This window comes from Paracidovorax avenae ATCC 19860, from assembly GCF_000176855.2.
Lineage (GTDB): Bacteria > Pseudomonadota > Gammaproteobacteria > Burkholderiales > Burkholderiaceae_C > Paracidovorax > Paracidovorax avenae.
Genome location: NC_015138.1, coordinates 1,970,532 through 1,984,642, shown reverse-complemented (window position 1 = coordinate 1,984,642; position 14,111 = coordinate 1,970,532). Strand labels below are relative to the sequence as shown.

Genomic DNA, 14,111 nt, shown 5'->3' with positions numbered 1-14,111 from the left:
ACTACGCCCCATGCGTGAAGGACAACCCGCCACGGCCATCCACCGTGCCGACTACATCGCCCCCGCGTTCTGGATCGACAGCGTGGACCTCACGTTCGACCTGGACCCCGCCAAGACCCGCGTGCTCAGCCGCCTGCGCGTGCGCCGCAACGCCGACGTGCCGCCGGGCCCCCTGCGCCTGGACGGCGAGGATCTGAACCTCGCGCGGGTGCTGGTCAACGGGGCGGGCACGTCCTTCAAGCTCGAAGGCGCCCATCTGGTGCTGGAGAACCTCCCCGAAGGCGAAGAGCCCTTCGATCTGGAGATCTTCACCACCTGCTGCCCCGCCAAGAACACGCAGCTGTCGGGGCTCTACGTGAGCCAGGGCACGTTCTTCACGCAGTGCGAGGCCGAGGGCTTCCGCCGCATCACCTACTTCCTCGACCGCCCGGACGTGATGGCGAGCTACACCGTCACGCTGCGCGCCGACAAGGCCGAGTACCCGGTGCTGCTGTCCAACGGCAACCTGGTGGACCAGGGCGGGCTGGACGATGGCCGGCACTTCGCCAAGTGGGTCGATCCGCACAAGAAGCCCTGCTACCTGTTCGCGCTGGTCGCGGGCAAGCTGGTGGCGCGCGAGCAGCGCATCCGCGCACGCTCCGGCAACGACCACCTGCTGCAGATCTTCGTGCGCCCGGGCGACCTGGAGAAGACCGAGCACGCGATGAATTCGCTCATGGCCAGCATCGCCTGGGACGAGGCGCGCTTCGGCCTGCCGCTCGATCTCGAACGCTTCATGATCGTCGCCACCAGCGACTTCAACATGGGCGCGATGGAGAACAAGGGCCTGAACATCTTCAACACGAAGTACGTGCTGGCGAGCCAGGCCACGGCCACCGACGCCGATTTCGCGAACATCGAATCGGTGGTGGGCCACGAGTATTTCCACAACTGGACCGGCAACCGCGTTACCTGCCGCGACTGGTTCCAGCTGTCGCTGAAGGAAGGCCTCACGGTCTTCCGAGACCAGGAATTCAGCCAGGACCTCTCGGGCAGCCCCTCGGCGCGCGCCGTCAAGCGCATCGAGGACGTGCGCGTGCTGCGCACCGTGCAGTTCCCCGAGGACGCCGGCCCGATGGCACACCCCGTGCGCCCGGACAGCTACGTCGAGATCAACAACTTCTACACCGTCACCATCTACGAGAAGGGGGCCGAGGTCGTGCGCATGATGCACACGCTGGTCGGCCGTGACGGTTTCGCCGCGGGCATGAAGCTCTACTTCGAGCGCCACGACGGCCAGGCCGTGACCTGCGACGATTTCGCGCAGGCCATCGCCGACGCCAACCCGGGCAGCGAGCTGGCCCGCCTGCTGCCGCAGTTCAAGCGCTGGTACGCCCAGGCCGGCACGCCGCGCGTGCGCGCCCGCGGCGCCTACGACGCCGGCGCCCGCACCTACACGCTCACGCTCGAGCAGAGCATCGCCCCCACGCCCGGCCAGCCGGTGAAGGAGCCGATGGTGATCCCCGTGGCGCTGGGACTGCTCGGCGCCGACGGCGTCGCCCTGCCCCTGCAGCTCGAAGGCGAGGCCGAGGCCGGCGCCCCGGACCGCACCGTGGTGCTCACCGAGGCGGCCCACACCTACACGTTCGTGAACGTGCCGTCGGAGCCGGTCCCGTCGCTGCTGCGCGGCTTCAGCGCCCCGGTGCTGCTGGACATCGAGGCCACCGACGCGCAATTGCTCGCCCTGCTCGCACACGACACCGATCCGTTCAACCGCTGGGAGGCCGGCCAGCGCCTGGCGCTGCGCATCGCCATCCAGGCCATCGGCGACGCGTCGCTGGATGTACCCGCCGATGGCGTGCTGCAACGTGAACTGCTGCCGGCGAGCTTCGTCGCTGCGATGCGCGACGTGCTGCGCCATCCCGCGCTGGACGCCGCCTTCAAGGAACTGGTCCTCGCCCTGCCCTCCGAAGGCTACATCGCCGAGCAGCTCGACGTGGTCGATCCGCAGCGCGTGCACGCCGTGCGCGAGGCCATGCGCCAGCAGCTCGCCGTCGCCCTGCAGCCCGACTGGGAATGGACCTGGGATCAGCACCACGACACCGGCGGATACCGGCCGGACGCCACATCCTCCGGCCGCCGCGCGCTGGCCGGCATGGCGCTGTCGATGCTGTGCCTGGCGGCGCGCCGCACGGGCGACACCGTCTGGCCGGGCCGGGCCTACCAGCGATTCAAGGACGCGGGCAACATGACCGACCGCTTCAACGCATTGGCCGCCCTGGTGGCCAGCGGCCAGCCGCTCGCCGCGCAGGCCCTGGCGCGCTTCCACGCGATGTTCAAGGACGAAGCGCTGGTGCTGGACAAGTGGTTCGCGCTGCAGGCCGGCGCGCCGGACCGCGGCGGCGACGTGCTGCCTGCCGTGAAGGAGCTGATGAAGCACCCGGACTTCAGCCTCAAGAACCCGAACCGCGCGCGCAGCCTGATCTTCAGCTATTGCAGCGCCAACCCCGGGGCCTTCCATCGCCAGGATGCCGCCGGCTACGCCTTCTGGGCGGACCGCGTGATCGAGCTCGACACGCTGAACCCGCAGGTGGCAGCCCGCCTCGCGCGCGCCCTCGACCGCTGGAGCAAGCTCGCCGAGCCCTACCGGACGGCCGCGCGCGACGCCATCGCGCGCGTGGCCGCCAAACCCGACCTGTCCAACGACGTGCGCGAAGTGGTCGGCCGCGCGCTCGCAGACTGATCCGGCAGGCCGGACGCTCCTTCGAAAAAACAACCGAAAGATCCACCGAACATGGCACAACGCATCAGCCTCACCCGCTACCTCGTCGAGCAGCAGCGCGTCGATGGCCTCATCCCCTCGCAGCTGCGCCTGCTGCTGGAGGTGGTGGCCCGCGCCTGCAAGCACATCAGCCACGCCGTGAACAAGGGCGCCCTCGGCGGCGTGCTGGGCTCGGCCTCCAGCGAGAACGTGCAGGGCGAAATCCAGAAGAAGCTGGACATCATCGCCAACGAAGTGCTCATCGAAGCCAACGAATGGGGCGGCCACCTGGCCGCCATGGCGTCGGAAGAGATGGACAGCATCTACGTGGTGCCCAACCGCTACCCGCAGGGCGAGTACCTGCTGCTGTTCGATCCCCTGGACGGCTCCTCCAACATCGACGTGAACGTGAGCATCGGCACCATCTTCAGCGTGCTGAAGAAGCCCGAGGGCCACCCCGGCGTGACCACCGAGGACTTCCTGCAGGCCGGCTCCAGCCAGGTGGCTGCCGGCTACTGCATCTACGGCCCGCAGACCACGCTGGTGCTCACGGTGGGCGACGGCGTGGCCATGTTCACGCTCGACCGCGAGCAAGGCTCGTTCGTGCTGGTGGAAGAGAACGTGAAGATTCCTGCCGACACGAAGGAATTCGCGATCAACATGAGCAACATGCGCCACTGGGACGCCCCGGTGAAGCGCTACATCGACGAATGCCTGGCCGGCACGGAAGGCCCGCGCGAGAAGGACTTCAACATGCGCTGGATCGCCAGCATGGTGGCGGACGTGCACCGCATCCTCACGCGCGGCGGCATCTTCCTCTACCCCTGGGACAAGCGCGAGCCGAACAAGCCGGGCAAGCTGCGCCTGATGTACGAGGCCAACCCGATGTCCTGGCTGATCGAGCAGGCCGGCGGTGCGGCGACCAACGGCAAGGAACGCATCCTGGACATCCAGCCGAAGCAGTTGCACGAACGCGTCAGCGTGATCCTCGGATCGAAAAATGAAGTGGAACGCGTGACACGCTACCATTCCGGTATATAATTCAATTCTTCGCCGGTGTAGCTCAGTCGGTAGAGCAGCTCATTCGTAATGAGAAGGTCGGGTGTTCGATTCATCTCTCCGGCACCAAACAAAAAACCCCTGATTCGCAAGAGTCAGGGGTTTTTTCTTGCACGCGTGCAAGCCCACCTGTTCCGCGCTGCCAAGACAAGCCGCCCTCCCGCGACCGATTCCATGCCTCGGTCTCCGTCACTCCGGCCTCTGCACGCCAGTGCCATAGAATGATTCCCATTTAGCCCGCGTAGTTCCTGCCGCCATCGCATGCCGGGGCTGTACCCGTCGCCGCCACGCCGTTTCCCGCCATGCTCGAGCGCTTCTACCGCGAACTGCTGAACTTCCTTCACCGCCAGGTGAATGACCGGGACACAGCAGCCGATCTGGCCCAGGAGAGCTATGCACGTGTCCTCGCAGCCCAGCATGCAGGGCCTCCCGTGCTGGACGGGCGTGCCCTGCTCTACCGCACGGCCCGCAACCTGGTCATCGACCAGCACCGCCGCGCGCAGGTACGGCACCACGAAAGCCTGGACACGGTGGCCGAGGCCGGAGATCCGCCGGCACCACGGTACCTGCAGCCCGAAGAGGCCCTGGCCAGCCGGCAGACCGTGGGAGCCTACGTGCAGGTGATCGAGAACCTGCCGCCACGCTGCCGCGAAGCTTTCGTGCTGCACATCATCGACGGACTTCCCCAGGCCGAAATCGCGCAGCGGATGGGCATTTCCGTCAGCATGGTCGAAAAACACGTGGTACGAGGCACGTTGGCCTGCCGACGCCATGCGCAGGCGAGCGACGGGCATCCGCACGCACCTGCGCAGAGGCACTAGCGCCCCGCACGACGTGGCGAGCGCCGACGGCGGCCCGCATCCATCTATAGTCCCGGTTTCTTCGCGCATGCCTCTTCCTCCTTCCCTTCCAGAAAACGATCCTGGCGCCCTGCCCGGAGGGGAGGATGCGCATGGCGGGGAGACGGCTGGCGAGATGACGATGGAGCAGGAAGCGGCGACCTGGGCGGTCAGGCAGCACGGCGGACTGGACGCCCACGGCCACGCCGAACTCCAGGACTGGCTGGCAGCGGATCCCAGGCACGCCGCAGCGCTCGATGTCATGGCCCGGACGCTGCAGGAGGTGCGGCAGATCGCGGTGGAGGATGCGTCCAGATTGCGCGCCGGGCTTCCGGACCGCGCGGCGCCCATCCGGCAGGCACGCACGAGTACGCCACGCCGTTGGCGCCTGTCGCTCCGGGGAGTGCAGGTCCGGCATTTCCTGCCCCATGCAGCCGTGGCCCTGGGCGTGGCGTTCGTGGTGGGCGCAGGAGGGGTCCATTGGTGGATGCAGCCCACGTTCGTTCAGGCCTATGCTTCGCAACGCGGGCAGCAGATAGTCGCGACGCTGCCGGACGATGCGGTCGCGGGCAGTACCGTGCAACTGGACACGGCCACCCGCATCCAGGCACGCCTCTATCGCAACCGGCGCGAGGTGGAGCTCGGCGACGGCGAAGCCATGTTTTCGGTACACCCCGACCCTGCGCGGCCATTTCACGTACTTGCCGGGGACCTGCGCATCACGGTGCTGGGCACGCGGTTTTCGGTGAGGCATACGGCATCGGGCATCGATGCCGGGCGCACGGTCGTCGCGGTCGAAGAAGGCCATGTGCGCGTGGAGCGCCACACGGTCCCGGCCAGCCCGGCGGACCCGTCCCAGGGCAGTGCGTCACCGGCGGTGGAACTGTCGGGCGGTCAGATGCTGGAAGGGCCGGCCCGCGGCAACAAGGAGACGGACATCGGCACCGTGACCTCCGTCGCCCCCGCTTCCGTCGCCCAGTGGCGCAGCGGCCGCGTCAGCTTCGACCGCACGCCGCTGGCCCAGGCGCTGGCGGAATTCGAGCGCTACGGCCCCACCGGCCTGGTGGTGCGCGATCCCGCCGTGGCCCGCCTGCCGGTGAGCGGCAGCTACGGCCTGCGGCAGCACCAGCGATTTGCCGAATTCCTTCCCCACCTGCTGCCCGTGCGGCTGGTGCAACGGGGGAGCACCACGGAAATCGTGGCGCGCTGATTTTCTTTTCAGGAAATTTCTCCGGGCACGTGCGGGTTTGCCAGGCTCGCGCGTCTACATGGGGGAGAAAGGTGCGCGGAGCGCACACGCCCATTCATTGAAGACCGAGGAATTCCATGGCCCTGCGCATTGCGCCCCGTTTCCGTTTGACCCCCCTGTCCCTGGCTGCGGCCGTCACGCTCGGCTTCGCGATGGCCCATCCCGGAGTCGCCCAGGCACAGGTCGCAGGGCCGGCAGCGAGCTCCCACACTTTTGCCATCGCCGCGCAGCCGCTGGCCAACGCACTCAACGAACTGGCGCGCCAGGCCGATCTTCAGCTGGGCTTCTCGGCCGAACAGGTAGCGGGCAAGGCCGCCCCAGCCGTGTCGGGCCGCTATACGGCCCAGCAGGCGCTGGACCGCCTGCTGGCAGGCAGCGGACTGCAGGGAACGGTGAAAGATCGGTCCGTGCTGGTGCGGCCCGCCATCGCCGTCCCGGCTGCCGCCCCAGGCAGCGCAGCGGTGCTCCCCACGGTTTCAGTGACTGCCTCGGCGCCGGATGCGCTGCCCCGCCCGTACGCCGGAGGCCAGGTGGCCCGCGGGGGAAGGGTCGGCATGCTGGGCAATCGCGACGCGCTCGACACCCCGTTCAGCGCCACCCAGTACACCGCCAGGCTGATAGACGACCAGCAGGCGCGGACCATTGGCGACGTGCTGGTCAACGACCCCTCGGTGCGCAACACCTATGGGCGCAACTCGGGCCGCGAGGAGTTCAACATCCGCGGCTTCACGGTGTTCAACTACGACGTGTCGTACAACGGGCTGTACGGCTTGTCGCCGCGCAATGCCGCATCGCTGATCGGGGTGGAGCGGGTGGAGGTGCTGCGAGGACCCGGCGCACTCCTCAACGGCATGGCACCTGCCGGTTCGGTGGGTGGCTCCATCAACCTCGTGCCGAAGCGCGCAGGTGCCGAGCCACTCAACCGGGTGACCACCTCGTATGCCGATGACAGCCAGTTCGGCGTGCATGCCGATATCGGCCGCCGCTTCGGTGCCGACCAGGAATGGGGCGCGCGCCTGAATGTGGCCAGGCAGTCGGGCGACACGCCCATCGACGGCTCGAGCGAGCGGGTGGATGCCCTGGCCCTGGGGCTGGACTACCAGGGAGAGCGCGTGCGCCTGGAGGCGGACGTCAACTACCAGAAGCGCGTGACCCATGGGCGCAGCAGCCTGCTCTTCCCGCCTGCGGCAGGAACGCCCATTCCACGGGCCCCGGACAACCGGATCAACTTCCAGCCGGAGTGGAGCTACTGGGATGCCGACGAGCGCGCAGCCATCGTGCGCGGCGAAATCGACATCGCTCCCGACCTCGTGGCCTACGGTGCGCTGGGCGCCATGCGCTACGAATTCGACAGCCTGCAGACCACATCGCAGTTGCAGGATGCACAAGGCGCGCTCCTGGCCCGGCCGTACCGGCTCAAGGAGTACGTGAACACGCGCACGGCCGAGGCCGGCCTGCGCGGCAAGCTGCAGACCGGCACCCTGCGCCATGAATGGGTGCTCAGTGCCAGCGGCTACGCGCAGGACAATGGCCTGCGGCGCCAGAACGGCACGGTGTATGCCTCCAGCATCTACACCCCGGCCGACGTGGCCATGCCCGCCATCTCTCTGGACAGCAATGTACCCCGCGTGGGCGAGACGCGCATGAACAGCCTGGCCCTGGCCGACACGGTATCCACCGCCGACAAGCGCTGGCAGCTGACCCTGGGCGCACGCCACCAGGAGGTGCGCACGCGCACGCTGGATGGCGCCACCGGTGCGCAGACGGCACGCTACGGCAAGTCCGCCGTGACGCCCATGGCCGCCCTGCTGTTCAAGGCCACCGAGGGCATTTCGCTGTACGGCAACTACATCGAAGGCCTGTCGCAAGGCCCTACCGCGCCCAGCGGCGCAGCCAACGCAGGCCAGATGTTCCCGCCCTCCAAATCGAAGCAGGTGGAACTGGGCGCCAAGTTCGACACCGGTCACCTCATCACCACGGTCAGCATTTTCCAGATCGACCGTCCGAGCAGCGTGCTCGATGCATCGACCACGCCCCCGACCTTTCGCATGGACGGAAAGCAGCGCAACCGCGGGCTCGAGATCGTCTCCCAGGGCGAAGTGCAACGCGGCATCCGCATGCTGGCCGGCGTGGCCTGCACGCAGGGCAAACAGACCCGGACCGAGGATGGTGCCAATGACGGCCGGCCTGCGCCTGCCACGCCCCGGGTGCAGATCAACCTGGGTGGTGAATGGGATACGGCCTTCGTCCCCGGCCTCACCTTGACTGCGCGCGCACTGCACACCGGCAGGCAGTACGTGGACGTGGCCAACACCCAGCAACTGCCCGCGTGGAACCGGCTGGACATCGGCGCACGCTATCGCTTCACCGCCGGACGCACACCGGTCACGCTGCGTGCCACCATCGAGAATCTGCTCGACAGGAATTACTGGCAGTCCGCCGCCCGCGAAGGCCTGACCATGGGCGCACCCCGCACCCTGCTGCTTTCGGCCACCGCGGATTTCTGAGTGCGCGCGGGCCAGCCTGACACGAAGGCCCACCGCGGGCACCGTGGCGCGCGCCGCGACGTGGCATCGCGCCTGCTCGCCGGCTGCCTGGGCGGCTACGTGCTGGCCCAGACACTGCCGGTCGCCATCGTCGCAGCCGCCGCGCCGGCGCTGCCGCGCGAAGAGGCGGTGCTGGCGGCCATGCAGCTCGGGATCGCGTTTTACCCGGTGGCGTGCATGGGTGCGTTCGCGGCACGCAGCGCACGCCGGGCCTGGGCGGTGATCGGGCTGGGCGTGCTCGGCAGCGCCGCCCTGGCATGGGCGATGCTGTGACGCCCACCCCGCGGCGCCCGTTGCGCCCTGCCATGGCCCCATTGCACACCTGGGTGGGCGTGCTGTTCGGCTGGCTGCTGTACTTCATGTTCGTCACCGGAACGGCCGGCTACCTCGACACGGAGATCGACCGCTGGATGCGCCCCGAGCTGCCCGCCACGCATGTCCCCCTGCCCCCTGAAGCCCAGGCCGCGAACGCCATCACCTATCTGCAGGCGCACGCCCTCGGCGCGCGGCGCTGGACCATATACCTGCCTGTGGACCGCAACGAGCCCCATCTGCGGGTGGACTGGTCACCGCGGGCAGGCGACTCGCCGCAGCCGGTGTGGCTGGATGCGGCAACCGGCCGATCCATCGCCGTGCGCGAGACCACAGGCGGACAGGGCCTCTACCAGATGCACTGGCGCCTGCATTACCTGCCGCAGGCCTGGGCCGAAGGGGTGGTGACCATCGCCTCCACGGCCTTGCTCCTGGCCCTGCTCACCGGCATCGTGGCGCACCGGCGGTTCTTCGCCGACTTCTTCACCTTCCGGCCCGGCAAGGGGCAGCGCTCGTGGCTGGACGCGCACAACCTGGCCAGCGTGGCCAGCCTTCCCTTCCAGCTCATGATCAGCTACTCAGGCCTGGTCTTCGTGATGTTCTCGTTCATGCCGCTCATCGCCAGCGCCTGGTACGGCCTGCCACCCGGCAGTGCGGGCCGCGCGTTCTACGGCGAGTTGTTCCCGCCCATGGCCGCCACCCAGGCTTCAGGCAGACCTGCCCCGCTGGTGCCGATCGCGCAGGTGCTGGAACGGGCGCGGCCCCATGGAGGCGCCGTGGCAGTGATCGACATCCAGCACCCGGGGGACGCCAACGCGCGGATCACCACCACCGGCAACTTCGCTGCGGGACCGGTGCGCTCCGCCGGCATCCTCGTTTTCGAGGGCACCAGCGGCAGGCTGCTGGCCGAACGGCTGGCCGGGCAGTCTGCTCCGCGCACGGCGCGCGACCTGTGGCTGGGCCTGCACGAGGGCCTGTTCGCAGGCCCCTTGCTGCGCGCCCTGTACCTGCTGTCGGGCTTGCTGGGCTGCGCGATGATCGCCACCGGGATGGTGCTTTGGACCGCCAAGCGGCGAGAGCGTGCGCGGCGCGAAGGCAATACGGCACCCTGGGGCCACAGGCTCGTCGAACGGCTCAACGTCGGGGCCATTCTGGGGCTTCCCATTGCGATGGCCGCCTACTTCTGGGCCAACCGCCTGCTGCCGCCCGGCATCGCCCAGCGCGCGCAGCTCGAAGTCGATGTGCTGTTCGTGGCCTGGCTCGCCGCTTTCATCCATGCGGCATTCACCGCCCCCGCTACCGCCTGGCGCATCCAGGCCTGGTGCGCCGCGCTGGGATTCGGTGCGATTCCCCTTCTGAACGCCGCCACCACCCACCGGCACCTGGGCCAGTCGTTGCCGGCGGGCGACTGGGTGATGGCCGGGTTCGACCTGGGCGCATTGGCGCTGGGCATGGCATTCGCCCTGTGGGCCATGGCCGCAGCGCGGCGTGGGCATTGACATGGCGGCCCTGGCGTTCGTGACCATGCTGGGGGGGCTGGCCGCCCTGGCGCTGTCGATGGACAGGCACGCCGCACACCTCCCGCGGGCCGTTGCCCATCTTCGCCGGGGATGGACGTTGCGCACACTGGGATGCGCGGCGCTGGCCGCCTCACTGGCTTGCACGCTGGCCTCCGGAGGCCCCGCGGCCCTCATCCTCTGGATGGGCCTGCTCGCACCAGGCACGCTCACCGTGGCAAGTGCCCTGTCCCTCGCAGACCGGCTCGCAAATCGACCTTCAGGCCGCAGCCATAGAGCCGATGCCGCGAAGAGCGGCAGTGCTTCCGCCAGGGCATCCCGGAGTGGAGACTAGGGCGACAGGCAGCTGCCCACGCGGGCAGGATACCGGTGCGATGCATGAACGCGCAGCATGCGGCAACGCCGCGTCACCCGCGTTCAGCGGCACCGGCATCCGCGTGCGCCGCGCTGGCATGCAGGCAGATGGCCGCGGCCGCGCCCACATTGAGCGACTCCTCGCCGCCCGGCTGCGCGATCCGGATCAGGTGCGTGGCACGCTGCTGCAGGGCCTCGGACACGCCCTGCCCTTCGTGGCCCAGGATCCAGCCGCAGGGCCAGGGCAAGCACGCGCGGTGCAGCAGGTCGCCACCGTGCGAACTCGTGGCCAGCAGCGGCAGGCGCAGCGTGTCGATGTCATCCACCGACAGTCCCTCCACCAGGTGCAGCGCGAAATGCGCACCCATGCCCGCGCGCAGCACCTTGGGGCTCCACAGGCCGGCCGTACCCTTGAGCGCCGCGACCTGCCGGAAACCGAAGGCCGAGGCGCTGCGCAGGATGGATCCCACGTTCCCGGCGTCCTGCAGCCGGTCCAGCACCACCGTCGGCAGGCCGGCTTGCAGCACCGGCGCCTCGGGCGCAGGCACCACGAAGCCCATGCGTGCGGGTGACTCCAGCCCGCTCACGTCGGACCAGAGCGCATCGGCCAGCACCACATTGCGAGCGGCCGCAGGCCCCCACTCGTGCTCCCATGCCGGCCAGGCGGATTCGGCATAAACCCCGATCGCCGGCTGCACGCCGCGCTCCAGCGCGGCGCGGCAGAGATGGTCGCCCTCGAGCCAGACACGGCCCTGGCGGCGGTAGGCTCCGCTGTCCTGCGCCAGCCGGCGCAGGTCCTTCACGAACGCGTTGTCGCGCGACTGGATGAAGGTCGGCCCGGCCGTCATGCGTGCAGCCCTTCCGCGGCCCGGGGCGCCGCCGGACGCACGGATACGGTGGTTTCCACGGTGGCCCCGGTGGTGGCGGTGGCCTGCAGGATCACGGTACGCTGCACCGCCGCCTCGACCGGTGCGAAGGACCGGCGGTGTTCCGGGCATGCACCGTGGACCTGCAGGGCTGCCATGTGCTCCGCCGTGCCGTAGCCCTTGTGCGAGGCGAAACCGTAGTGCGGATAGGCCTGGTGCAGCTGCGCGCACCAGCGGTCGCGCGTGACCTTGGCCAGGATGGAGGCAGCAGAGATGGCCTGCACCAGCGCGTCGCCCTTGACGATGGCCTCGGCGGGCACGTCCAGCGGCGGCAGGCGGTTGCCGTCCACGAGCACGCGCACCGGCTTGAGCCGCAGGCCGGCCACGGCGCGGCGCATCGCCAGCATGGTGGCCTGCAGGATGTTCAGCGTATCGATCTCTTCCACCGTGGCCTCGGCCACGCTGCAGCACAGCGCCTTGGCGCGGATCTCGTCGAACAGCGCCTCGCGGCGAGCGGCGGTGAGGGTCTTGGAATCCGCCAGGCCGTCGATGGGCTGCAGTTCGTCCAGGATGACGGCCGCGGCCACCACGGGCCCGGCCAGCGGTCCGCGGCCCGCCTCGTCCACGCCCGCGACGAGCCCCGGCGGATGCCAGGGCAGATGGGCCTGCTCAACGCGCGGCAAGGATTTTCTGGATCGCATCGGCGGCCAATCTCGGGGTATCGCGGCGCAGTTCCTCGTGCAGCGCGGTGAAGCGCCGCGCCAGCGCGTCGCGCTGGCCGGCAGGTGCATCCAGCCACTGCAGCACGGCCGTGGCCAGGGCCTGCGGCGTGGCCGCGTCCTGCAGCAGCTCGGGCACCACGAAATCGCCACACAGGATGTTGGGCAGCCCCACCCAGGGCTGCAACTGCTTGCGGCGCATCAGGCGCCAGCTGATGGGGTGCATGTGGTAGGCGATGACCATCGGGCGCTTGAACAGCGCCGCCTCCAGCGTGGCGGTGCCGCTGGCGATCAGGGTGCAGTCGCAGGCCGCCAGCACGGTATGCGACTGCCCCGCCGTGATCTGCAGCGCATCGCGCACACCGCACTCGGTGGCGAGCTGCTCGATGCGCTCGCGCAGCGCCGGCACTGCGGGAACGACCATCTTCAGGCCGGGCCGCGCCTGGCGCAGCAGTGCCGCCGCCTGGAAGAACGGCCGGGCGATATAGGCGACTTCCGCGGAGCGGCTGCCGGGCAGGATGGCCAGCACCTCGTCGTCCGCCCCCAGTCCCAGTTGCGCGCGGGCTGCGAGGCGGTCGGGCTCCATCGGAATGACCTGCGCCAGCGGATGGCCCACGTAGGTCGCGGCGATGCCATGGCGCGCCAGCAACTCGGGCTCGAAGGGGAAGATGCACAGCACATGGTCGGCGCTGCGCCGGATCTTCTCGACCCGCTCCGCGCGCCAGGCCCAGATGGAGGGGCAGACGAAATGCACGGTCCTGATGCCGGCGGCACGCAGGTCGGCCTCCAGGCCCAGGTTGAAATCCGGGGCATCGACGCCGATGAAGAGGTCAGGCCGCTCCGCCAGCAGGCGGCTGCGCAATTGCCGGCGGATGCGCACGATGCCCCAGAGGCGGCGCACCAGCTCGACGCTGTAGCCGTGCACCGCGAGGCGCTCGCTCGGCCACAGGGACTGGAAACCCCGGCGTTCCATCTGCGGCCCGCCGATGCCCTGCGCGGACACCGCCGGCCACTGCGCATGCAGGCCGTCCAGGAGCAGTCCGGCGAGCAGGTCGCCGGACGTCTCGCCGGCCACCATCGCGATGCGAGGGGCGTCTTGCATGGCTGAACGCTCCCCTTCAGCGCGCGATGCCGCGCGTCGAGGAGACGATGAAATCGCGCAGCAGGGCGATGTCGCCCGCGGCCTCGGGGTGCTCGGCCGGAAGCTCCTCGATCGCCTTGGCGGCTGCCTCCAGGGTCAGCCCCTGGCGGTACAGCAGGCGGTGCATCTGCTTGACCGCGGCGAGGCGGTCCGCGGAGAAGCCGCGGCGTTTCAGGCCGACGATGTTGAAGCCGCGCACGCCCATCGGATTGCCATCGACCAGCATGAAAGGCGGCACGTCCTGCGACACCGCCGAGGCGAAACCCACCATCGCATGCGCACCGATCTTCACGAACTGGTGGATGCCCACCAGCCCGCCGACGGTCACCCAGTCGCCCAGCTCGACATGGCCGGCCAGCGTGGTGTTGTTCGACAGCGTGGTGTGGTTGCCCACCAGGCAGTCGTGCGCGATGTGGCAGTAGGCCATGATCCAGTTGTCGTCGCCCACGCGCGTGACGCCCCCCGCGCCCGGCACGCCGAGGTTGAAGGTGCAGAACTCGCGGATCGTGTTGCGGTCGCCGATCTCCAGGCACGTGTCTTCCCCGGCATATTTCTTGTCCTGGGGGACCGCGCCGAGCGAGGCGAACTGGAAGATCTGGTTGTCACGCCCGATCGTCGTGCGGCCCTCGATGACGCAGTGCGGCCCGACGCGCGTCCCGGCCCCGATGCGCACCTTGGGGCCGATGACCGCATAGGGGCCGACGGTGACCGAGCTGTCCAGCTCGGCGCCCGGATCGACGATGGCCGTGGAATGGATGCTGCTCATGCC

12 protein-coding genes and 1 tRNA gene are annotated in these 14,111 nt (G+C 69.3%); 9 read left to right on the top strand and 4 right to left on the bottom strand.

Annotated elements, in window-relative coordinates; genetic code table 11:
* The first annotated feature begins 10 nt into the window (after window positions 1-10).
* The 9 genes from pepN to ACAV_RS25230 all read left to right on the top strand — a co-directional run bounded on the left by pepN (window position 11) and on the right by ACAV_RS25230 (window position 10,596).
* Window positions 11-2,722 carry an aminopeptidase N gene (gene pepN, locus ACAV_RS08815; RefSeq protein ID WP_013594219.1) on the top strand — a complete coding sequence of 904 codons (2,712 nt, stop codon included), beginning with the start codon at window positions 11-13 and terminating at the stop codon, window positions 2,720-2,722.
* A 51-nt stretch (window positions 2,723-2,773) separates the two neighbouring features.
* Window positions 2,774-3,781 (top strand): class 1 fructose-bisphosphatase, encoded by a 1,008-nt coding sequence (locus tag ACAV_RS08810; protein ID WP_013594218.1) that lies wholly within the window; start codon window positions 2,774-2,776, stop codon window positions 3,779-3,781.
* A gap of 11 nt (window positions 3,782-3,792) precedes the next feature.
* A tRNA-Thr gene (locus ACAV_RS08805) sits at window positions 3,793-3,868 on the top strand.
* 233 nt (window positions 3,869-4,101) lie between these two features.
* A complete protein-coding gene (locus tag ACAV_RS08800) occupies window positions 4,102-4,620 on the top strand; it encodes a sigma-70 family RNA polymerase sigma factor (RefSeq protein ID WP_013594217.1) in 519 nt (172 codons plus the stop codon).
* Window positions 4,621-4,687: 67 nt separating this feature from the next.
* A complete protein-coding gene (locus ACAV_RS08795; RefSeq protein ID WP_081463123.1) occupies window positions 4,688-5,848 on the top strand; it encodes a FecR family protein in 1,161 nt (386 codons plus the stop codon).
* 116 nt (window positions 5,849-5,964) lie between these two features.
* Window positions 5,965-8,394, top strand: a complete 2,430-nt coding sequence (locus ACAV_RS08790) for a TonB-dependent receptor (RefSeq protein WP_013594215.1) — start codon at window positions 5,965-5,967, stop codon at window positions 8,392-8,394.
* Window positions 8,395-8,706 carry a hypothetical protein gene (locus tag ACAV_RS08785; protein WP_013594214.1) on the top strand — a complete coding sequence of 104 codons (312 nt, stop codon included), beginning with the start codon at window positions 8,395-8,397 and terminating at the stop codon, window positions 8,704-8,706.
* 32 nt (window positions 8,707-8,738) lie between these two features.
* Window positions 8,739-10,244, top strand: coding sequence for a PepSY-associated TM helix domain-containing protein (locus ACAV_RS08780; protein ID WP_041828672.1), 1,506 nt, complete (start codon window positions 8,739-8,741; stop codon window positions 10,242-10,244).
* A 1-nt stretch (window position 10,245) separates the two neighbouring features.
* Window positions 10,246-10,596, top strand: coding sequence for a DUF3325 family protein (locus ACAV_RS25230; protein WP_353611305.1), 351 nt, complete (start codon window positions 10,246-10,248; stop codon window positions 10,594-10,596).
* Window positions 10,597-10,669: 73 nt separating this feature from the next.
* Here ACAV_RS25230 and ACAV_RS08775 read toward each other — a convergent pair whose 3' ends face one another.
* Genes ACAV_RS08775 through lpxA form a run of 4 tightly spaced genes read right to left on the bottom strand, consistent with a single transcriptional unit; the run spans window position 10,670 to window position 14,108 of the window.
* Complete coding sequence (locus ACAV_RS08775; RefSeq protein ID WP_013594212.1) at window positions 10,670-11,464, bottom strand: TrmH family RNA methyltransferase; 795 nt, start codon at window positions 11,462-11,464, stop codon at window positions 10,670-10,672.
* Entirely contained in the window at window positions 11,461-12,183 is a 723-nt protein-coding gene (gene rnhB / locus ACAV_RS08770; RefSeq protein ID WP_013594211.1) for a ribonuclease HII, read from the bottom strand. The genes ACAV_RS08775 and rnhB overlap by 4 nt, the downstream gene beginning before the upstream one ends.
* Entirely contained in the window at window positions 12,152-13,303 is a 1,152-nt protein-coding gene (lpxB, locus tag ACAV_RS08765; RefSeq protein ID WP_013594210.1) for a lipid-A-disaccharide synthase, read from the bottom strand. Before lpxB ends, rnhB begins: the two co-directional genes overlap by 32 nt.
* A gap of 16 nt (window positions 13,304-13,319) precedes the next feature.
* Window positions 13,320-14,108, bottom strand: coding sequence for an acyl-ACP--UDP-N-acetylglucosamine O-acyltransferase (gene lpxA, locus ACAV_RS08760; protein WP_013594209.1), 789 nt, complete (start codon window positions 14,106-14,108; stop codon window positions 13,320-13,322).
* Window positions 14,109-14,111 lie beyond the last annotated feature (3 nt).

Coding starts and splice junctions, on each gene's coding strand:
- pepN (WP_013594219.1), top strand. CDS start 11: ATGCGTGAAGGACAACCCGCCACGGCCATCCACCGTGCCGACTACATC.
- ACAV_RS08810 (WP_013594218.1), top strand. CDS start 2,774: ATGGCACAACGCATCAGCCTCACCCGCTACCTCGTCGAGCAGCAGCGC.
- ACAV_RS08800 (WP_013594217.1), top strand. CDS start 4,102: ATGCTCGAGCGCTTCTACCGCGAACTGCTGAACTTCCTTCACCGCCAG.
- ACAV_RS08795 (WP_081463123.1), top strand. CDS start 4,688: ATGCCTCTTCCTCCTTCCCTTCCAGAAAACGATCCTGGCGCCCTGCCC.
- ACAV_RS08790 (WP_013594215.1), top strand. CDS start 5,965: ATGGCCCTGCGCATTGCGCCCCGTTTCCGTTTGACCCCCCTGTCCCTG.
- ACAV_RS08780 (WP_041828672.1), top strand. CDS start 8,739: ATGGCCCCATTGCACACCTGGGTGGGCGTGCTGTTCGGCTGGCTGCTG.
- ACAV_RS25230 (WP_353611305.1), top strand. CDS start 10,246: ATGGCGGCCCTGGCGTTCGTGACCATGCTGGGGGGGCTGGCCGCCCTG.
- ACAV_RS08775 (WP_013594212.1), bottom strand. CDS start 11,464: ATGACGGCCGGGCCGACCTTCATCCAGTCGCGCGACAACGCGTTCGTG.
- rnhB (WP_013594211.1), bottom strand. CDS start 12,183: ATGCGATCCAGAAAATCCTTGCCGCGCGTTGAGCAGGCCCATCTGCCC.
- lpxB (WP_013594210.1), bottom strand. CDS start 13,303: ATGCAAGACGCCCCTCGCATCGCGATGGTGGCCGGCGAGACGTCCGGC.
- lpxA (WP_013594209.1), bottom strand. CDS start 14,108: ATGAGCAGCATCCATTCCACGGCCATCGTCGATCCGGGCGCCGAGCTG.